Here is a 19,440-nt window from a genome sequence, read left to right as displayed (position 1 = left end):
TTCTCCGGCATCATTTCGGACTGGCCCTTGAAGGCGCGGCGCGGCATGCCATGATGGCCCCGCCCTGGACCGGAGCCTAAGATGACGGAAATCCCCCCAAGCTGGACCAGCACCGCCCGCCGCGATCAGGTAAAGGCCGATCCGGCGCCGATCCCTGTCGTGCTGGCAGAACCGCCCGCGCCCATCGGCTCGGTCCTGCTGGTCCATGGCCGCAACGGCGCGCCCGAGCAGGTCCAGATCGCCGAGATCGCGCGGGCCTATCTGGCGCGCGGCTGGCGCGTGGTCGCGCCGGAACTGCCCCATTCCCTTGCCTTGCCGCGATCCGGCCCGCCCGGCGGGATCAGCTTTGCCGGCCATGTCCGTGCGGCGGCGCAGGTCTGGGACTGGATGGCGGGTCGATGGCCCGACCGGCCCCGCGCCCTGGCCGGGCACAGCATCGGCGGCTATGCGGTGGCGCATCTGGGCGCGGGTTCGGATGCGCATCATGTCCTGGCCGTATCGCCGCCCATGTCGGGAATGGTGCTTTATCGCGCGCGCCAGGCGATGGGAGAGGCCGCCCTTGACGAGGTGCGCCGCGAGGCACCGGGTTATTTCGACGAGATGCGGCTGGCCGATGCCGAGCCGGCGCTGCGCCGCCTCGCCGCGCCCCTGGCGGTGGTCACGGGGGCCGAGGACGGTCTGGTGCGGCTGGCCGATGCGCGCGCCTATTTCACCGCCGCGCCGAACGGGCGTTTCTTCGGCGCCCTGCCGGGTCAGCATCATTGCCCGGCGGGCGCGGCCTGCGGGCAGATGCTTGCCGTGGCGCTGGCAAGCCTGGGGGCCTGAATGCGGCGGCCCGACCCCGATTGGATCGCGGCGCAGCGGCTGGCCTCGGCGCGGGCGATGCGCGGGGCCTGCTCGGCCGGCCATCTTTCGCGCCATCGCGCGGGGTTCGGCTGGAGCGTGGTGCCCGCGCCCGGTTCGGTCCTGGCCTCGACCCGGACGGCAAGCTGGGACCCCGAGCCGGATTATTTCCACCATTGGATCCGCGATTCGGCCATCGTGCTCCGCGCGGTGCCGCGCGCCATCCAGGCCGCCCCCGAATCGCGGGATTTCTGGCTGCGCTTCGTTGCGGATTACGTCGATTTCTCGCTGCGGATCTCGGATCCGGCGCGCCGGTCCCCGGCACGGAACCCGCTGCGCGACGGCAGCCGCGCCGATCATCTGCAATTCCTGCGCCCCGATGCCGAACTGGCGGCGCTGACCGGCGATGCCTGGATGGAGGAGCCGCGCTGCGCCGCCGATGGCGGCCCGGACCTTGAGCAATGGGGCCGACCCCAGGATGACGGCCCGGCGCTGCGCGCCTCAAGCCTGATGGCGGTGGTGGCGGAGCTGCCCGAACTGGACGGCGCCCGGCCCCGCGCGCTGATCGCCCGCGATCTGGCGCATCTGCGACGGGTGGCGGGCCGCCCCTGCATCGGCCCCTGGGAAGAGCACCCGCCCCGGCGGACCACCTTCACCCTGCTGGTGCAATGGGACGCGCTGGACCGCGCGGGGATGCGCGACGCGGCCGATCCGCTGGCGGCCCTGCTGGCCAAGGCCGAGGACGGCCCCGGCGGCGGCTGGCGCGAAAGCATAGAGGCCGCGCCGGGTGTCATCGACAGCGCCACCTGCCTTGCGATCCTGCATGCCGGGCGCGCGGACGGCCCCTTCGCCATGACCGCCCCCCGCAGCCGGGCCATGATCGCTGATCTGGAACGGCTTTTCGCCCGGCTTTACCCGATCAGCCGGGACCAAGCCGTTCCCGCCATCGGCAGATGGAAGGGGGATGTCTATTTCGGCGGCAATCCCTGGTATCCGAACACGCTGGGCATGGCCGAACTGCATTACCGCATCGCCGCCCTGACGGGCGAGGCCGAGGCCCTTGCCAAGGCCGAGGCATGGATGGCCCTGATCCAGAAGGTAGCGCCCGAACCCGGCCCCTTGCCCGAGCAATTCGAGCGCGTCAGCGGCGCGCCAGCCTCGTGTCTGAACCTCACCTGGTCCTCGGCCGCCTTTCTGGAGGCAGCGGCGGCGCGCGGGCGGGCGCTTCAGGCGACGGGGTCCAGATAGGGGGCCGAGAAGCCAAGCGCCGAAAGCCCGCGCCGGATCTCGGGACGGCCCGAGACCAGCCGCCAGATCAGGCCCGAGCGGTGATTCTCCAGCCCGATCACGATGGGCGCCTGGTCGATCGCCAGCCGGCTTTCCGCCACCCAGTCATGCGACAGGCTGAAGGCATCGACGAAACCGGCCTCGCCCCAGATCCGGTCCCCCAGATCGTCATGCATGCGGCGCAGGACCGGCATCGCCTCGGCCGGGGCAAAGGGGAACGAGGCCAGCGCGGCGGTGGGCGTGATCGTGCCGGTATCGTCGGTCGGCGAATGCGCGACATAGCCCGCATGGTCGTCGCTGGCGGTCAGCCCCCACAGATCCGCGCCATAGCCGCGCCAGCCCCTGGGATTGATCAGGCAATGCTGGCGGTTCACCAGCGCATGCGCCCGCGCCTGCCGCCCGTAATCGGCATAGGCATCGCGCAGCCCGCGCGGGTCGATGCCCAGAAAGGGATATTGCGACAGAAACAGCGGCCCGCCCCAATCCGGCCCCAGCGGCAGTTCGATCCCGCCATAGGCGCGGCCGTTCAGGAAGGTCGGCGTGCGCGCCCAGCTTTCGTGATAGGACGATGCCGGGATCGGATGCGTGGCCGAGCCGGCGCCCAGGACAAAGACCGGGAAAGCCTCGTTCCAGCCCCGGATCGGCAGGGCGTTCGCGGGCCAGGGGCGACCGGGATGATTGTGCCACATCACCGCACCATCGCCGCGCAGATGCGCGTCCCATTCCACGGCGTCGTAAAGCGCCTGGATGCGGGCGCTCAGCCAGTGTTCCTCGGCGAAATAGGCCGCAGCACCCAGAAGGCCCAGCATCAGGAAGGCGGTCTCGACCAGATCGCCGCCATCGTCTCCGGCCATGAAGGGCAGAACGCGGCCGGTGGCGCCGTCCATGAAATGCGGAAACACGCCCCGGAAGCGGTCGGCGCGTTCCAGAAAGCCGACCAGCCGCTCGACCCGGTCCAGGATCTGGCGCCGGGGGCGCCAGCCGCGTTCGGCGGCCGCGATCTGGGCCAGAAGGCCGAAGCCGGTGCCGCCGGTGCAAACGGTCTGCTCGACATCATAGCCGAAGGCGCCGGCGCTGCGCTCGCGCGCCATGCCGCTGACGGGATGGCTCCAGTCCAGGAAGTAAAGCGCCGTCGCCTGCGAGACGCGATCTTGCAGCGCGATGTCGTCCAGGCCCCGGATCAGTCCAGCCATGTCAGTTCCTTCGTCTGGGTGTCGCGGCTGTTCGGGCCGACATGCAGCCGGATCAGCCCCGGATCGCGCACCCATTCCACCCGGTCCAGCGAGGGTGCCAGCGGATAGCGGAACTGCTCGGCCCGGATCTGGAACACAACCTCGCGGCTTTCACCGGGGCCAAGGGTCATACGCTGAAAGTCGATCAGCTTGCGCAGGGGGCGGGTCACGCGGGCAACGGGGTCGCCGGCGTAAAGCTGGACCACCTCGACCGCCGGATGAGGGCCGTCATTCGTCAGGGTCAGCGACAGTTCCACCGTCAGATCCGCCCGCGCGGCGGTTTCGGACAGCCGCGCCGGGCCATAGCTTGCCTGCCCATAGCCCAGGCCGAAGCCGAAGGGAAAGCGCGGCGCGTCGTCGGGCAGGTCCAGCCAGCCGGTCAGGAACTTGGCGAAACGGCCGGGAAAGGGGCGCCCGGTCGGATCGGCGGCATAGGTCAGCGGCGTCTCGGCCGGATGCGCGGGCAGCGAGACCGCCAGCCGCCCCGAGGGCCGGGCCGCGCCAAAGATCAGGTCGGCCACGCCCTGCGGGCCACCGATGCCGCCATGCCAGGCGTAAAGCAGCGCATCCGCCTGCGCGGCGACCGGCCCCAGCGCCAGCGGCCGCCCGGCAAAGACCACGACCAGCAGGGGCTTGCCCGTCCGGGCCAGCGCCTGGATCAGCCGCTGCTGCGGCGCCGGAATGTCCGGGGTCAGACGCGATGAGGATTCGCCCGCATGTTCCTTGGCCTCGCCGATGGCGGCGACGATCACATCGGCGCCTGCGGCGGCGGCCAGCGCCTCGGCCAGGATATCGGCCTCGGGGCGGGGATCGCGGGTGACGGTCACGCCATGGACGTTGAGCCGGGTTTCCAGCCAGGGCTCGTCCACGACATTGGCGCCCCAGGCCACGGCAGGGGCCTGGCCGGTCAGTTCCGCCACGGCCTGGTCCAGCGGCACGACATCCTCGGCCCGGCCCGAGACGGCCCATGTGCCCAGCATGTTCGCCCGGTCCGAGGCGAAGGGACCGATCAGCGCCACCCTGGTTCCCCGCGCCAAAGGCAGAAGGCCGTCATTCTTCAGCAGCACCGCCGATTGCGCGGCGGCCTCGCGCGCCAGCACGCGGCCCTGATCGCGCGAGGGGGCGCGGTTGGTGCCCTTCAGCCCGCGGAAGGGATCGTCCAGCAGCCCCAGCCGGGCCTTGAAGGTCAGGACGCGGCGGCAGGAAGTCTCGATCAGTTCGATCACCTCGGCGGCGGAAAGCGCCATCCCCGCCTCGGGCGCGCACAGCCCCGACAGCGCCAGGGCCGGCAGTTCGCGCAGATAATCCTCGCCCACCATGTCCATGTCGACCCCCGCATGCAGCGCGCGGGCGACCGAAAGGGGCGCCGGGCCAAGCCCGTGGGCGATAAGTTCGCGCACCCCGGTGTAATCCGAGACGACCAGCCCGTCGAAACCCTGCGCGCCTCGCAGCCAGTCCCGGATCAGCGGCCCATGCGCGTGCATCGGCAGCTTGTTCACGGCGTTGAAGGCGACCATCAGGCTTGCCGCGCCGGCCTCCAGCCCGGCCTGGAAGGGGGGCAGGTAGGTTTCGGCCAGATCCTCCCAGGCGATGCTGGCATTGTCGTAATCGCGCCCGCTTTGGGTCGCGCCATAGGCCACGAAATGCTTGAGGCAGGCGGCGACCCTGCCATCGGTGCCGATCCCCCCGCCCTGAAAGCCGCGCGTCGCGGCGGCGGCGATGCGGGCGGCCAGCAGCGGATCCTCGCCCGGCCCCTCGGCCACGCGACCCCAGCGCGCGTCCCGGCTGATGTCGATCATCGGCGCATAAACCTGGTGCAGACCCTCGGCCGAGGCTTCGGCGGCGGCAAAGGCCGATGTCCGCTCGACAAGATCCATGTCCCAACTGCATGCCATCGCGATGTTCAGCGGAAAGACGGTGCGGTGGCCGTGGATCACGTCCTCGGCAAAGAACAGCGGGATGCCCAGGCGCGAGCCGGCCAGCGCGCGTTCCTGCATGGCGCGGGCCGAAGCCAGCGACTTGGTGCCGAAGATCGCGCCGACCTGGCCCGCGTCCAGCCGCTGGGACAGGGCGGTCGGCTGGCTCGCGCCGGTCACCAGCCCCTCGCCCGCCGCCAGCAGGTTCAACTGGCCGATCTTTTCGTCAAGCGTCATCCGGGACAACAGATCCCCGACGGCATCAGGCTTGGTCATGTGGCGTCCCCGTAGCGTCTATTCGGCCGCGTGGCGCACGACCTCAAGGCCCGAACCCAAGACCGGGCGCAGGTGACCGACGCCCTCGCGGATCTGAAGCACGGACGCATAGAAGGGCGTGCCGTCGGGATCATGGGGCGCCGAGTCGCCATGCAGCACGGCGAGGATGGCGGTCTTGGGCAAGCAGTCGCACAAGGTCTGGTGGAAGTCCACGACCGCATCGGCGTCCAGCGCCGCCGTCGCCTCGTCCAGCAAAAGCACCTGGGGCTTGGCCAGCAGGATCCGCGCCAGCACCAGCCGCTGCTTCTGCCCGCCCGACAGGACATTGCGCCAGTTCTTGCCCTGATACAGATCATCGCCCAGGCTGGCGATGAAATTCCCCAGGCCGACGCGGGCCATGGCGGCGGCGGCGTCGATGTCGGAATGCTGCTCAGGGTGGTCGGGATAGGTCACCAGCGCCTTGAGGGTCAGGCGGTCGGGCACGTCGGGTTCCTGCCCGGCCAGAAACAGGCGCGCCCCCTCGCGCAGGGTCACGCACCCCTCGCCATAGGGCCAAAGCCCGGCCACGGCCTTCAGCAGGCTGCTTTTGCCGCAGCCGTTCTGGCCGTTCAGAAACACCCGGTCGCCGGGGTAAAGCCGCAGCCGCGCCACCGACAGGAAGGGTGCGTTGTCATGCCCGCGATGGTGCAGGCGCAGGTCGTCCAGGCCCAGAAGCGCGCCCTGGGCGCTGCGGGCGCGGGAAAAGCGGCTGACGCCGGTCTGGGCATAGAAATCCTGCCGCGCCTTGACCCGCTCGATCGCCGCCGCAAGCTCGGTCAGGCGCTGCGCATTGGCCTTGAGCGCAGCGATGTCGGGCATGACGTTGATGAACCAGGACAGATCGCCGATCAGCTCGGCCGTCAATTCGCTGCCGGCGGCCAGGTCGCGAAAGGTCAGGTTGCCGGCCATATAGGCGGGCAGGCCCGGCAGATAGGCCAGCAGCCGCGCCGAGAGGAAACTGTAGACGTTGTTGAACAGCATCACCCCGGCGCCCAGCCAGTTCTGCTTGCCCCAGGTGCGGTCCAGGTCGTCGTAAAGCCGGTCGTTGATGCGCGCCTGCGCCCGTTCGCCCCGCGCCGAGGCCAGTTGCCCGACCCGGCTCAGCATGATGCTCCATTCGCCCCGCCATGCACCGTCATGGCGCTGGCGGCGGATGGTCAGCCGCTCGATCACGCGGCCCAGGCGCCAGGCAAGCCAGGTGATGACCGGGACATAGACCACGACCAGAGCCAGCGTCAGCAGGACCGAGCCGTATTGCCCCGGCACCAGGTCGATCCGCCCCGCCAGCCCCGCGCCCAGCCACGGCTCCAGCGCGGCATTGGCGCTGGCGCCCCAGCGGTCCAGGAAAGGCACCGGCTGGCTGCGCTGGATCAGCGCCGAGAACACGAAATAGGTCGAGGCGACCGCGCCCCAGACGCCCATCGTCAGCCCGATCAGGCCGCCGTAAAGATTGGCCGAGCAGACATCCACCCGCTGGTCGATGGCATCCGGCATGCGCGGCCCGTCGCCCCGGTCCGAGCGGTCGCTCATCAGGTCCAGGGCGATCCGCTCATCCGCCAGGATGGCGGCGTTGAAGCGCCCGACCAGCCAGCCCCGCGCCCGGCGGTGCAGCGTGGATGAGAAATAGTGCCGCATCGCCACCCCGACCATGCGCGAGACGAAGATCGCCAGATAGATCGCGCCGGCGGTCAGGATGGTGTGGCCGGGATCGACGCCAAGGCCGGGGGCATGAAAATTCGCGAGCGAGGCCAGGAAGTCCGCGCTGGCGAGCGCGACCCAGACGCTTGCCTTGCTGAGCAGCGTGGTCATCACCAGAACCAGACCCGTCAGCAGCCACGCCTCGCGCCACCGCTCGGATGTCCAGTAAGCGAAGATCAGACCCCAGAAACCACTCAAGCGTTCCAACTGCTTCTGCCCTTCCGTGCCGGCATGCGGTCACCTGTCCCAGGGCGACATGCTTACCCCCTGGGCCGGAACCGGCACATTGTTCGATTTCTCTCCTTGGTCGCCCTTGGCCATCACGGCTTCGCGACCCCTTCATCCTTGAAGCATAGCAACAGAAAATATAAGCGGTAAATCGCCGATATGGGATAGGCCCCTGTATTAATCGTCATCTCTTTGCGGGGAAGGGGGGTGAGAAATCGTCGCATAGGCGAAATCTCTCTTGACGGCGTGACGGAACCCCCGTGCGAAAGACCGCCCCTGGCCGTGGCCAGATGCCCTGATTCGAACCGCCCTTCGCGACTAAAGGATTGAGATGGCGGAAAGTCTGATATCGGTTTTCGCGCGCATCCCGGCGCTGGCCGGGGGCGGCGGCGCGCGTATCGCCGCGCGGGCTTGCCGCTCTGGGAAGGAAGTCGGGGCAATCCGCTTGGGCGGGCACCTGTTGCCGAACCGCCCCATGGCCGCATGAATTCCGCCGGTCGCGGAGATTTTAATCGTTTCCACCGCGCGGGATCGGCAGGATCAGGCCGGCTGCATCGGATAGGGCCGAGGGCGCAATGCGCGCGGGATAGTTAGGTCCAGCACCGGCTCGACCTGCCGGCCATGTCGAAATGCAATCCCGGAACCAGGCCGGGCAACCCGCCATGGCGGCCACCCGGCCGGAGCGAGGCCGCAGACGCGACTTGGCGGACAAGGCACGGCATAGGTGTGTCATACACCCAGGCCGCCGATGCCGGGAAGTGCCGCCTATAGCGCGGCATCATGCGTCGCCAGGCCCAAGGGCGCGGCTTCGTCTTGCGCAAAGGGGACCACGCCCGGAAAGGCGCGGTCCCGTCGCATCATCAGCGGGCGGCGGTCCAGCCTTTGTATTCGCCGATATTGTCATGCGTGATCAATTGCGGCTCAAGCAGGACGACGTTCGGCTCGGGCACCGTGCCCTGCATCGCGTCATAGCCCATCTGCAACGCCTGGCCCGCCATGGCATAGGGATCCTGCGAGGCCGACGCCTTGATCAGCCCCTTGCCCGATTGCAGCTCCTTCTCGATATCGGGTGCACCATCGACCGAGGTGATGATGAATTCGTTGCGGCCGGCCTGCTTGGCGGCCAGCGCGAAGCCGATCGCGCTTGGGTCGTTGATCGCGAAAACGCCGTCGATCTTGTCGAAGCGGGTCAGGATGTTCTGGCCGACGTTCAAGCCGCCGTCGCGCGAGCCTTGGGCGTTCTGGTCGTCGGACAGGATCTTCATGTCGGGATACTTGGCCAGCTCGTCCTTGCAGCCCTTGACCCGATCCAGGACCGCGGATGCGGACGGGCCGTTGACGATGACGATATCGCCCTTCTGGCCCAGGTTCTCGGCCAGATAGGCGCAGGCTTTCTCGCCGGCCTGGACGTTGTTGGTCATCACCGTGATGGTCGCGCCCGGCGCCGACACGTCGAAGGCCGCGACGACGACACCCGCCGCGGTCGCCCGTTTCACCGCCGGAGCGATGGCCGAGGCATCGACCGCGTTCAGCATGATGATGTCGGCGCCCGCCGCCACGAAGCTGTCGATCTGGCTGACCTGCTTGTTCAGGTCGTAATCGGCCGAGACCGACGTGACCTTGACGTTCGGATTGATCTTGCGGGCCGCGTCCTCGATCCCCTGGATGGTGGCGACGAAGAAGGGGTTGCCCAGCAGTCCGACCGAGATACCGACATTGTTCAGGTCCTTGGCGGAGACAGGCACCGCCGCTACGGTGGCCAGGGCAAGGGCCGAGGCCAGGGTCTTCGCAAAACGCATGTGGTTTTCCTCCCGTGATATGCGTGTGGGAATGGGTCGTATCAGGTCCGCGCGCCGCCTTTTTGGCGATAGCGGTCCAACGCCACGGCCGCGATGATGACGAGGCCCTTGACGATATATTGCCAGATGTCGCTGACCCCGATCAGGATCAGGCCGTTCGACAGAACCGCGATGATCAGCGCGCCGATCAGCGTGCCCCAGATCGTGCCGATGCCGCCGACGAAGCTGGTGCCGCCCAGGATGACGGCGGCGATGGCGTCAAGCTCGTAAGCCTGGCCCAGTTGCAGGCCGTTCGCGGCGTAAAGCCGGGCCGCCGCCATGGCGCCGCCCAGACCCGCGAACAGGCCCGAGATGCCATAGACGAAAAGCAGCACCAGCGGCACCTTGATGCCAGTCAGGCGCGCCGCCTCGGGGTTGCCGCCGGTGGCATAGATCCAGGTGCCCAGCACCGTGCGCTTCAGCACGAACCAGGATGCCAGCACCACCGCCAGGGCGATGATCGCAAGCCAGGGGATACCGAACAGGGTGCCGTTGCCGATCACGTCGAAGGGCAGGTCCGGGTTGAACACGGTGGTGTCGTTGCCCAGCAGCCGGGCAAGGCCCCTGACCGCCGTAAGCGAGCCCAATGTCACGATGAACGGCGGCAATCGCAGGGCCGAGATCAGGACGCCATTGGCCAGCCCGCAGGCCAGCCCGATCCCCATCGAGGCCGGCACGCCCAGCCAGCCGATCCCAGGGATCAGCGAGACGATGACCGCGATCATCGCCGAGGTGGCAAGGATCGAGCCGACGGAAAGGTCGATGCCCCCGGTCAGGATCACGAAGGTCATCCCCGAGGCGAGGACGATATTGATCGATGCCTGCTGCATCACGTTGGATAGGTTGTTCACGCTCATGAAGCGGCCGCTCATCATCTCGAAGATGATGGCCAGCAGGATCAGCACGGGCAGCATGCCCACCACGCTCATCATGGCGCGCAGGCGCTGGCTGGCGGCGGGACTGGTTTTGGGATCGGACATGTCAGGCTGCTCCTTCGGTGACCGTGCCGGTCGAGAATTCCATGATGGCTTCTTGGGTGATCGGGCGGCCGGGGGCGGATGCGACCTCGCCGGCGATATGGCCCTCGCGCATCACCAGCACCCGGTCGCAGGTGCCGATGATTTCGGCCAGTTCGCTTGAAATCACGATGACGCCCACGCCCTGGCGGGCCAGCGCGTCGATCAGCTTGTAGATCTCGGATTTTGCGCCCACGTCGACGCCTCGGGTCGGCTCGTCCAGGATGACGACGCGGGGCTTGGTCTCAAGCAGGCGGGCGATCAGCACCTTCTGCTGGTTCCCGCCCGAAAGGCCGCCCACGGGCAACCGTGCCGAGGGCGTCTTGACCGCCAGCGCCTTGACCGCCTCATTGGCGCGGCGGGCGGCGGCCTTGAAATCCAGCAAGCCCCCCTTGCCCGCATCCTGCTGGATCACGCCGATATTCACATTGTCCGAGATCGACATGTCCAGAAACAGGCCCAGCTTGCCGCGATCCTCGGTCAGATAGGCGATGCCGGCGGCAAGGCTGGAACGCGGGTCCGAGGTCGTGACCGGCTTGCCCTCAAGCTCGATCGTGCCGGCGCTATGGGGATCGGCGCCGTAGATCAGCCGCGCAAGCTCGGTCCGGCCCGAGCCGACCAGCCCCGCGATGCCCAGAACCTCGCCGCGCCACAGCTCGAACGAGCAGGGCTTGACCATGCCGCCATCGGTCAACCCCGAGACCCGCAGCAGCGGCGCGCCGCTTTGGTCGGGGGCGGGGTTGTGCTCTTTCTTGTAGAAGCTGTCCAGATCGCGGCCGACCATCATCTGCACCAGCCGCGCCGCCGACAGTTCCTCGCGCTCCAGCGTGCCGATATAGACCCCGTCGCGCAGGACCGAACAGCGGTCGGCCAGCGCATAGACCTCTTCCATGCGGTGGCTGATATAGATGATGGCGATGCCTTCGGACTTCAGCCGGGCGATCACCTCGAACAGCTTCTCGCTTTCGCGCGCGGAAAGCGATGTCGTCGGCTCGTCCATGACGATCAGGCGGGCGTCGGTGGTCAGGGCGCGGGCGATCTCGACCATCTGGCGCTCGCCCAGGGACAGATCGCCCACCTTGCTGCGCGCGTCGAAGCCGACACCCAGCCGGTCCAGGATCGGCTGCGCGCGCTCGCGGGTGGTGGCGCGGTCCACCACGCCCCGGCTGGCGATCTCGCGGCCCAGGAACATGTTCTCGGCCACGGTCAGGTTCGGGGCCAGCGACAGTTCCTGATAGATCACCGCGACGGCGCCCGCGGCCTCGGCCTGGGGCTTGCCCTCGATGGTGACGCTGCCGCCCGGATCGGCCTTGTAGGCCCCGGACAGGATCTTCATCAGCGTCGATTTCCCCGCGCCGTTCTCGCCCATCAGGGCGTGAAGCTCGGCCGGGTTGACGGTCAGGCTGACATCCTTGAGCGCGCGCACCGCGCCGAAGGTCTTCGAGATATTCCGCATTTCTAGGATCGGGGCCTTGCTCATGTCTCCCTCTCATTCTTGGCAATGATGATCTGGACGCCTGCGCGTTCCAGCAGCTTGGCATGGGCATCGCTCAGCCCGTCATCGGTGACGAGCCGGGCGACGCGGGAAAAGGGCAGGGCGACGGTCGGCGGGCGGATGCCGAACTTGCGGCTGTCGGCCAGGACCACGGTTTCATTGGCGCGGCGGCTCATCTCGTCGCTCAGCCGCACCAAAAGGGGGTGCTGCTCCAGGACGCCCTGCTCTCCGATCCCCAGCGCGCCGACGAAGAATTGCGCGGCATAGAAATCGGGGCGCATGGCGGCATCATACATCACGCCCGGCGCGCGGTGCAGAGCGCCCCCCAGCACGTCAAGCTGGCACAGGCCGAATTCCGACAGATAAGCCGCCAGCGGCATGGAATAGGTCAGCACGCGCAGGTTCCGCTCGGCCATGCGGCAACCGAAGTGAAAGCAGGTCGAGCCGCCATGCACGACGATGGCGGTGCCGTCCTGGACCAGCTTCTCGGCCTCGCGCGCGATGGCGCGCTTGGCGGAAACGGCGATGTCGCGATTTTCGACGAAGGGCAGGTCGGCGGGGCGAAGACTGCGTTCCATGGCGGCGACGCCGCCATAGACCTTGCGCGCGCGCCCGGTCTCGTTCAGCTTTTCGATGTCGCGGCGGATGGTCGCCCCCGATGCGCCCACAAGCTTCTGAAGCTCGCGCACGGATGCGAAAGGTTGCTCACCCAAAAGGGCGACAATCTGCGCCTGTCGGTCGGAATCGCTCACAACCCCTCCCAAAGCCGCGTGCTGATGATCGAACTTACTCGCGAAGATGAGGCTGCGCAAACAGTATTTCACCCCTGTCCAAGCCCCGTCCCGCGCGGGAAGACGATGGCCTTGGAAGCGAGTTGCCCATGATTTCAGCGATATTTACGCCCCCGCGAGAGTTGCCTGTTTTTACGCCAAGACACAACCGTAAGGATATATGAAAATAAACGATATGGTGTAATGAGGCGCAGCCCTTCCGCTGCGGGAATCGGGTCCATTGTGATCACAGTTGAGCAATCTGGAGATGTTTTTAAGATAGATTATTCAATCTAAGATTGATAAACTTCCTTTTGATATACCTTATATGGTTTGTAAAATCGCACGACACAACCATAACGGTATGCGAGAGGTGACAGTTCGGCGGAAAACAATGTTGTCAGATCATTCACCGTTAAGTAGAACGGTAGTGCATTCACAGTCGCCATCTGACGGAATCGCATTGCCCGGATCCATGAAGTTTTTAACACGTGACAGGGAGAACGCATGCCGCGAACATGCAAATCATATCCAGACTATTTTGACAGTCCTGACATGATTGCCCTGACCTTGGGGCGTGCTCTGATGGCGATGCTTTCGTCGCAGAGCCAGGTGTCACGCGTGACGCTGCGCGATTGTCTGGCCGGGGCGGCCCGGCAGGACGAGAATGCGCAACTGCACGGCGTCTCGGTCGAGATGGCCATGGCGGCGGTCGCCCATCTGGAGCGCGGCGCGATGCCCGCCCCGGCAAGGGCTCCGATAATGCGGGCTCGCGCCTGAAACAACCCCAAGGGCGGCCCAGGGGACCGCGCCACCCGCCTAGGCGGATGGCGCGGGGATTCAGCCGCGAAAGATGATATCCAGGATCTCTTCCTCGATCGCCGCCAGTTCCGGGCTGCGATGGCCTGCGGCATGATCGCGCGTGATCCGCGTCTCGTGCAGGATGCCGCCCTGGCCCAGCACGATGACGCGATCCGACAGCGCCACGGCCTCGGCCACGTCATGGGTCACAAGGACAGCGGTAAAGCCCGCCTGCTCATGCATGTCGCGGATCAGGGTCTGCATGGTCAACCGGGTCAGCGCATCCAGCGCGCCCAGCGGTTCGTCCAAAAGCAGCAGGCCCGGATGGCTGACCAGCGCGCGGGCCAGGGCGACACGCTGGCGCTGACCGCCTGAAAGCTGCGCCGGCCAAAGCCCGGCCTTGTCGGAAAGCTGGACCGAGGCCAGGGCATCCGCCACCGCCTGCGGATCGCGCCCGTTGCGCAGGCCCACGGCGACATTCTCGGCGACCGAGGCCCAAGGCAGCAGGCGCGGTTCCTGGAACATGATGCGCAGCTTGTCGCTGGCCTCATGCGCGGGCAGGCCGCCCACGCTGACCTGGCCCGCGCTTGGCCGGTCCAGCCCCGCGATCAGGCGCAGAAGCGTGGATTTGCCGCAGCCGCTTTTCCCGACAAGGGACAGAAACTCGCCCGGCCGCACGCTTAGGTCCAGATTGCGCAGGACGGTAGTGCTGCCGAAGCTTTGGCTGAGGTGACGGATATCGACCGGCGCCCCGGCCAGCGACAGGCGTGACGGATGGGGCGGCGGGGCCAGCCCGGCCTGCGGCGCGATCTCAGTGATTGGCATAGGCCGGGCTCCATTTCAGGGCGCGCCGTTCAAGCGCGCGGGTCAGCGAATCCGCCAGCTTGCCCAGGGCGGCGTAAAGCAGGATCGACAGGACGACGACATCCAGCACCATGAATTCGCGCGCCTGCATCGCCATGTAGCCCAGCCCAGACGAGGCCGAAAGCGTTTCCGCCACGATCAGCGTCAGCCACATGATCCCCAGCCCATAACGCAGCCCCACGAAGATCGAGGGCAGCGCCCCCGGCAGCACGATGCGGCGGAAAAGCTGGCGCCCGTTCATCCCGTAGGCGCGGCCCATCTCGATCAGTTGCGGGTCCACGTTGCGGATGCCGTGCAGCGTGTTCAGGTAGATCGGGAAGAACACGCCAAGCGCCACCAGGAACAGCTTGGCGCCCTCGCCGATGCCGAACCACAGGATGACCAGCGGGATCAGCGCCAGGTGCGGGATATTGCGCACCATCTGAAGCGTGCTGTCGGTCAGCACCTCGCTGGTTCGCGAGACGCCGTTGGCGACCCCCAGCGCAAAGCCGATGCCGCCGCCCACGATCAGCCCGGCCAGTGCCCGCGCGGCCGAGACGCCCAGATGGGTGAACAGCTCGCCCGAAAGGCTCATCCGCACGGCGGTCGCGAAGATGGTCGAGGGGCGGGGCATCACCGTATCGGCGACCAGCCCCGTCGCGCCAGCCAGTTCCCACAGCACCAGGATGGCGGCGGGCACGGCATAGGGCAGCAGGGACTGCGCCTTCGGCAGGCCGGGGCGCCAGCCCGCGATACGCTGCACCGAGGTTTCTGCAAGGCTCATCACGATCTCCTTAGCTGGCTTTCTGCGGGGTCCAGACCACCGAGGCGATGTCGAGTTGCCGCGGGATGATCTTGAGCTTGAAGAACTCGTCCGCGACGCCCTGCTCATAGGTGACATGGTGCGGCTCGACATAGCCGACGCGGCCCAGATCAGCCTCCTTGCGGGTCAGGGCGCGCTCCATCACCTGCTCCGACAGGCCGGTTTCCTTCGAGAAGGTGCGGATCGTCTCGGGCAGATCCTTCTGCCCCGCGACGCCGTCCTGGCGCACCAGTTCGACCAGCTGGGCCACCAGTTCGGGGTTGTTCTTGGTATAGCTGTCATTGGCGGAATAGAAATTGTAATCCGGCTCCAGGATCTCGGTCGTGGACAGCACACGGGTGTTGGGCCGGTCCTGCGCCATGGCGAAATAGGGGTCCCAGATCGTCCAGGCCCCGATGGCGCCCGCGTCGAAGGCGGCGATGGCATCGGGGGGCGAAAGGTCCTGCGGCTTGATGTCGTCCAGCGTCAGCCCAGCCTTCTCCAGCAGCTTGATCGTCGCGTAATGGGCCGAACTGCCGCGCTTGAAGGCGATGCTCGCGCCCTTCAGATCCTCAAGCTTTTGCAGGGGCGAGTCCTTGGGCACCAGGATCGCGTGCCCCTCGCGCGAGTTCTGGCCGGCGCCGACGAACAGCAGGTTGCCCCGCGCCGCATGGGCGAAGATCGGGGGGACGTTCCCGGTATAGCCGAAATCCAGCGCACCGGCGGAAAGCGCCTCAAGCAGGGGCGGACCCGAGGTGAATTCGGACCAGGTGACCCGAATGCCCTTGTCGGCCAGCGCCTTCTCGAAGGTGCCGGCACCCTTGACGAGGCTCAGAAGGCCGGCTTTCTGCCAGCCGACGCGCAATTCGCGGGCGGGAGCGGCGCGCAGGATCGCGGGGGCAGCCATGGCGGCCAGGCCCAGCCCGATGGCGGCACGGCGCGAGAAAATCATGGTCATGGCTTCAGTCCTTTCAAAGCGCCTTCAGGATGGGCGCGGGGGCCTCGGGCAGGGCCGGGGCGGTGTAGGGATTCAGGAAGGGGGCGAACTGGTTCACGGCGCGGCTAAGACGTGTGCGTGCCGCCTCGTCCGTCAGGCGTCCGCCCAGGAAATCGCGATCCGAGGCATAGACCCCTGTTGCCAGGGTCTGGGCCTCGAAAAAGCCGAAAAGCGGGCGCAGGTGCTGCTCGATCACCAGCGCGTGGCGGTCGCCGCCGCCCGTCGCGGCCAGAAGCACGGGCTTGCCCGCCAGCATGCCGGGATCGAGCAGGTCGAACAGATGCTTGAACAGGCCCGCATAGCTGCCCTTGTAGACCGGGCTTGCAATCACCAGCGCGTCGGCGCGCAGCAGCGCGGTCACATGCTCAAGCGCCTCGGGGGCCAGGTCGCCCAATTTCCGGGCATGGCCCAGCGAGGGACCAAGCTGGGCCAGATCAAAGACATGGCCCACGGCATTGAAACGCTCGGCGACCAGATCCACGGCCTGCTCGACCAGCGCACGGCTGCGCGAGGGCGCCGAGAAACTGCCAGCAAAGCCGGTGACGGTCAGGATGGTCATGGAAAACTCCTCGTGATTTCGGATGGTCCCGACGGATCAGGACGACAAGGCGGACCGGCCGGGCGCCGGGGGCTGCGGGGTCGGCAGGGGCATCGCGCTTGGCGCGGCCCGCCGGGCGATCTGCTGCGCGATCCCGCGCGCATGGACGGCACATTCTGGCGCGCCCACCAATTCCCCCACATGCCCCCGAGCCAGCGGCCCCGCGACCAGGATGCGGTCGCTGGCCTGACCCTGGGCATCGACGGCCTTGCAGCTTTCCCGTGTGGCAAGGCCCAGGCCCAGGGGATCGGCAGTGATCAGGCCCAGACGGGCCAGGGCCCCCAATGCGGGGTTCCCCTGAATGCATCGCCCCTGGGCCGGGCCGGTGGTGACGATCAGCCGGTCGAAGCCCTGTTGCCGGACCTGCCCGTTGCCGCGCGGCCTCCACGCGACCCTTAGCTCATCGGCCTCGCGATGGACCGAGACCACATGCCCTGCCTGATAATGCAGCCGGTCCTCGGCGATCAGGCCCTGGATCACCGCCTCGGTCTGCGGCGGCAACCGATAGCGGTGGACATCCCAGAAACTGCGCAGATGCCGCAGCAGCCGGGCGCGGGACGGCTGATCCAGCGCCGCCCAGATCGCCGGACCCTGCATGCGCAGCCGGCGCAGAACCGCATGCCAGCTTTCGCCCCGCGCCTGATCGTCCACCACGGCATGGCGCACGCGCCGCACCAGGTCCGAAACGCCTTGCAGCGGCGGATCGGTGAAATCGGCCTCGCTTAACTCGCGCACATGGCCCTGCCCGCGCGAGCGCAGCCCATGGCGCGAAAGGCAGGTGATACGACCCTTGAAACCCTGCCGCGCCAGCGTGGCCACGGCATCCGCCGAACTAAGCGCGGCGCCCAGGATCAGCACACGCCCGTCCTGGGGAACCTGGGCCAGGCCCTCGCTGTCCGAGGTATCTACGACATCGGCAAGACCCACCAGAAAGCCGGGCGGGGCGGGGGCCGGATGGCCCGTCGCCAGCACCAGAAGATCGGCCCGGATCCGGCTGTCATCCGACAGATGCAGCATCAGCGTGCCCTCGGGACCCCGCTCGATATCGCCGACGCGGGCGCGGATGTGGCGGATCGCGCCGCTGTCCAGATCGGGCTGCAACCGCTCGGCCATATAGCGCCCGAACAGCGCGCGGGCGGGAAAGATGCCGTATTCGGTCGCGGCCGCCGGATCGGGGGCGACGCGGCCCGCCGCCTGGGCCTGGGCCAGCCATTCGGCGAAATCCAAGGGATTTCCGGGGTCGATCGACATATTGTTATCCGCCGAGACGTTCAGCCGATGCGCCGGATCGGTGGCGGAGTAAGCTTGGCCCCGGCCCAGATCGGCGCGCGGCTCGACCACGGTGATCCGTGCCGGCAGCCTCATCCGGGCCAGGTGCCAGGCCACCGCGGCGCCGGTGAAACCGCCGCCGATGATGACCGCGCGCAGGGGAGGCTCGACGGTCGTCATGATCCTAGCCGCCCGTGACCAGGACGGGGCGCGGCGTGCTGCGGGGACCGGGGCGATAGTCGTTGCCGACCGCCTCGCCGAAGGGACCCATATTGGCCACGGCGTCCTGTGCCGGCCGGTCATGGTCCAGCGGCAGCAACGGCAGCACGCGTTCGCCGAAGCTGTAGGCTTCCTCCAGATGCGGATAGCCCGACAGGATGAAGGTATCGATGCCCACGCGGCGGTATTCGTCGATCCGCTCGGCCACGGTGGCGGCATCGCCCACCAGCGCCGTGCCCGCGCCGCCGCGCACCAGACCCACCCCGGCCCAGAGGTTCGGGCTGATCTCCAGCTTGTCGCGGCGCCCGCCATGCAGTTCGGCCATGCGCCGCTGCCCGACCGAATCCATCCGCGCGAAGGTCTCTTGCGCCTTGGCGATGGTCGCGTCGTCCAGCTTGCTGATCAGCCGGTCGGCGGCTTCCCAGGCTTCGGCATTGGTTTCGCGCACGATCACATGCAGGCGGATGCCGAAGCTGACCTCGCGGCCCTCGGCCTCGGCCAGGCGGCGGACGCTGTCGACCTTGGCCTGGACCTGGGCCGGAGGCTCGCCCCAGGTCAGGTATTTGTCCACCTGCTTGGCCGCCACCGCATTGGCCGCGTCCGATGAGCCGCCGAAGTAAAGCGGCGGGCCGTTTTCTTGCACGGGGGGGAACAGCAGCTTGCCGTCCACGATGCGGAAATGCTTGCTTTCGTAATTCACCGTCTCGCCGGCCAGCAGGGCCTTGTAGACATCCAGGAATTCCCGCGTGACCTCATAGCGTTCGGCATGGTTCAGGTGGATGCCGTCGCCCGCGTTCTCGACCGGATCGCCGCCAGTGACGACATTGATCAAAAGCCGCCCGCCCGAAAGCCGGTCCAGCGTCGCGGTCATCCGTGCCGCCACGCCCGGCGATTGCAGGCCGGGGCGCACCGCGACCAGAAAGCGCAGCCGCTCGGTCTGCGAGACCAGCGCCGAGGCCACGATCCAGCTATCCTCGCAACTGCGACCCGTGGGCAGAAGGACGCCGTAATAGCCCAGGGAATCGGCGGCTTGGGCGATCTGGCGCAGATAGGGCAGATTGACCGCCCGCCCCCCTTCCGAGGTTCCCAGATAGCGGCTGTCGCCATGCGTGGGCAGGAACCACAGCACTTTCACCTTTTCCGGCACTTGGATCGTCATCCGGCATTCCTTCCTTCCGAAACTTTCGCGCCTCTGGGGCTCGGTATCCGGGGAATAATACAGCAAATGACGATTGTTTAAATAGTGATTTTCTCACTCGGCGATTTTGAACAG

At 67.5% G+C, this 19,440-nt stretch carries 16 protein-coding genes; 3 read left to right on the top strand and 13 right to left on the bottom strand.

Going from position 1 to position 19,440, the window contains the following annotated elements:
• Positions 1–81: 81 nt before the first annotated feature.
• Together QM682_RS02270 and QM682_RS02265 are read left to right on the top strand one after the other, a co-directional pair.
• Positions 82–825 (top strand): alpha/beta hydrolase, encoded by a 744-nt coding sequence (locus tag QM682_RS02270; protein WP_415126674.1) that lies wholly within the window; start codon positions 82–84, stop codon positions 823–825.
• Entirely contained in the window at positions 826–2,091 is a 1,266-nt protein-coding gene (locus QM682_RS02265) for a glycoside hydrolase family 15 protein (protein WP_415126672.1), read from the top strand.
• Here the strand turns inward: QM682_RS02265 and QM682_RS02260 are convergent.
• The 7 genes from QM682_RS02260 to QM682_RS02230 all read right to left on the bottom strand — a co-directional run bounded on the left by QM682_RS02260 (position 2,070) and on the right by QM682_RS02230 (position 12,620).
• The gene (locus tag QM682_RS02260) at positions 2,070–3,323 is read right to left on the bottom strand and encodes a glucoamylase family protein (protein ID WP_415126670.1); all 1,254 of its coding nucleotides are present in this window, start codon (positions 3,321–3,323) and stop codon (positions 2,070–2,072) included. The genes QM682_RS02265 and QM682_RS02260 overlap by 22 nt on opposite strands.
• Positions 3,311–5,554 (bottom strand): glycoside hydrolase family 3 N-terminal domain-containing protein, encoded by a 2,244-nt coding sequence (locus QM682_RS02255; RefSeq protein WP_415126668.1) that lies wholly within the window; start codon positions 5,552–5,554, stop codon positions 3,311–3,313. The genes QM682_RS02260 and QM682_RS02255 overlap by 13 nt, the downstream gene beginning before the upstream one ends.
• Positions 5,555–5,572: 18 nt before the next feature.
• Complete coding sequence (locus QM682_RS02250; RefSeq protein WP_415126666.1) at positions 5,573–7,489, bottom strand: ATP-binding cassette domain-containing protein; 1,917 nt, start codon at positions 7,487–7,489, stop codon at positions 5,573–5,575.
• Positions 7,490–8,379: 890 nt separating this feature from the next.
• A complete protein-coding gene (locus tag QM682_RS02245; protein WP_415126664.1) occupies positions 8,380–9,318 on the bottom strand; it encodes an ABC transporter substrate-binding protein in 939 nt (312 codons plus the stop codon).
• A 41-nt stretch (positions 9,319–9,359) separates the two neighbouring features.
• Entirely contained in the window at positions 9,360–10,337 is a 978-nt protein-coding gene (locus QM682_RS02240) for an ABC transporter permease subunit (protein WP_415126662.1), read from the bottom strand.
• 1 nt (position 10,338) lies between these two features.
• Entirely contained in the window at positions 10,339–11,853 is a 1,515-nt protein-coding gene (locus QM682_RS02235) for a sugar ABC transporter ATP-binding protein (RefSeq protein ID WP_415126660.1), read from the bottom strand.
• Positions 11,850–12,620 carry a DeoR/GlpR family DNA-binding transcription regulator gene (locus QM682_RS02230; protein ID WP_415126658.1) on the bottom strand — a complete coding sequence of 257 codons (771 nt, stop codon included), beginning with the start codon at positions 12,618–12,620 and terminating at the stop codon, positions 11,850–11,852. The genes QM682_RS02235 and QM682_RS02230 overlap by 4 nt, the downstream gene beginning before the upstream one ends.
• A 603-nt stretch (positions 12,621–13,223) precedes the next feature.
• On the opposite strand from QM682_RS02230, the gene QM682_RS02225 reads away from it, so the two are divergent.
• On the top strand, positions 13,224–13,418 hold the full coding sequence (locus QM682_RS02225) for a hypothetical protein (RefSeq protein ID WP_415126656.1): 195 nt from the start codon (positions 13,224–13,226) through the stop codon (positions 13,416–13,418).
• Positions 13,419–13,478: 60 nt separating this feature from the next.
• Here the strand turns inward: QM682_RS02225 and QM682_RS02220 are convergent, their stop codons facing one another.
• From QM682_RS02220 to ssuD, 6 genes are read right to left on the bottom strand one after another with little or no spacing between them, the layout of a single operon-like run.
• Positions 13,479–14,264 (bottom strand): ABC transporter ATP-binding protein, encoded by a 786-nt coding sequence (locus QM682_RS02220; protein ID WP_415126654.1) that lies wholly within the window; start codon positions 14,262–14,264, stop codon positions 13,479–13,481.
• Entirely contained in the window at positions 14,251–15,066 is an 816-nt protein-coding gene (locus QM682_RS02215) for an ABC transporter permease subunit (protein ID WP_415126652.1), read from the bottom strand. Before QM682_RS02215 ends, QM682_RS02220 begins: the two co-directional genes overlap by 14 nt.
• 10 nt (positions 15,067–15,076) lie before the next feature.
• On the bottom strand, positions 15,077–16,042 hold the full coding sequence (locus QM682_RS02210; protein ID WP_415126650.1) for an aliphatic sulfonate ABC transporter substrate-binding protein: 966 nt from the start codon (positions 16,040–16,042) through the stop codon (positions 15,077–15,079).
• 13 nt (positions 16,043–16,055) lie between these two features.
• Positions 16,056–16,640 carry an FMN reductase gene (gene msuE / locus QM682_RS02205; RefSeq protein ID WP_415126648.1) on the bottom strand — a complete coding sequence of 195 codons (585 nt, stop codon included), beginning with the start codon at positions 16,638–16,640 and terminating at the stop codon, positions 16,056–16,058.
• A 36-nt stretch (positions 16,641–16,676) separates the two neighbouring features.
• Entirely contained in the window at positions 16,677–18,128 is a 1,452-nt protein-coding gene (locus tag QM682_RS02200) for an FAD/NAD(P)-binding protein (protein ID WP_415126646.1), read from the bottom strand.
• A gap of 4 nt (positions 18,129–18,132) precedes the next feature.
• Entirely contained in the window at positions 18,133–19,302 is a 1,170-nt protein-coding gene (ssuD, locus tag QM682_RS02195) for an FMNH2-dependent alkanesulfonate monooxygenase (RefSeq protein ID WP_415126881.1), read from the bottom strand.
• Positions 19,303–19,440: the final 138 nt, after the last annotated feature.

The organism is Paracoccus sp. (in: a-proteobacteria) (assembly GCF_047605025.1).
GTDB lineage: Bacteria > Pseudomonadota > Alphaproteobacteria > Rhodobacterales > Rhodobacteraceae > Paracoccus.
Note: the sequence above shows the minus strand (reverse complement) of the source record. Positions and strands in the feature narration are given on the sequence as shown.

Coding starts and splice junctions, on each gene's coding strand:
- QM682_RS02270 (WP_415126674.1), top strand. CDS start 82: ATGACGGAAATCCCCCCAAGCTGGACCAGCACCGCCCGCCGCGATCAG.
- QM682_RS02265 (WP_415126672.1), top strand. CDS start 826: ATGCGGCGGCCCGACCCCGATTGGATCGCGGCGCAGCGGCTGGCCTCG.
- QM682_RS02260 (WP_415126670.1), bottom strand. CDS start 3,323: ATGGCTGGACTGATCCGGGGCCTGGACGACATCGCGCTGCAAGATCGC.
- QM682_RS02255 (WP_415126668.1), bottom strand. CDS start 5,554: ATGACCAAGCCTGATGCCGTCGGGGATCTGTTGTCCCGGATGACGCTT.
- QM682_RS02245 (WP_415126664.1), bottom strand. CDS start 9,318: ATGCGTTTTGCGAAGACCCTGGCCTCGGCCCTTGCCCTGGCCACCGTA.
- QM682_RS02240 (WP_415126662.1), bottom strand. CDS start 10,337: ATGTCCGATCCCAAAACCAGTCCCGCCGCCAGCCAGCGCCTGCGCGCC.
- QM682_RS02235 (WP_415126660.1), bottom strand. CDS start 11,853: ATGAGCAAGGCCCCGATCCTAGAAATGCGGAATATCTCGAAGACCTTC.
- QM682_RS02225 (WP_415126656.1), top strand. CDS start 13,224: ATGGCGATGCTTTCGTCGCAGAGCCAGGTGTCACGCGTGACGCTGCGC.
- QM682_RS02220 (WP_415126654.1), bottom strand. CDS start 14,264: ATGCCAATCACTGAGATCGCGCCGCAGGCCGGGCTGGCCCCGCCGCCC.
- QM682_RS02215 (WP_415126652.1), bottom strand. CDS start 15,066: ATGAGCCTTGCAGAAACCTCGGTGCAGCGTATCGCGGGCTGGCGCCCC.
- QM682_RS02210 (WP_415126650.1), bottom strand. CDS start 16,042: ATGACCATGATTTTCTCGCGCCGTGCCGCCATCGGGCTGGGCCTGGCC.
- msuE (WP_415126648.1), bottom strand. CDS start 16,640: ATGACCATCCTGACCGTCACCGGCTTTGCTGGCAGTTTCTCGGCGCCC.
- QM682_RS02200 (WP_415126646.1), bottom strand. CDS start 18,128: ATGACGACCGTCGAGCCTCCCCTGCGCGCGGTCATCATCGGCGGCGGT.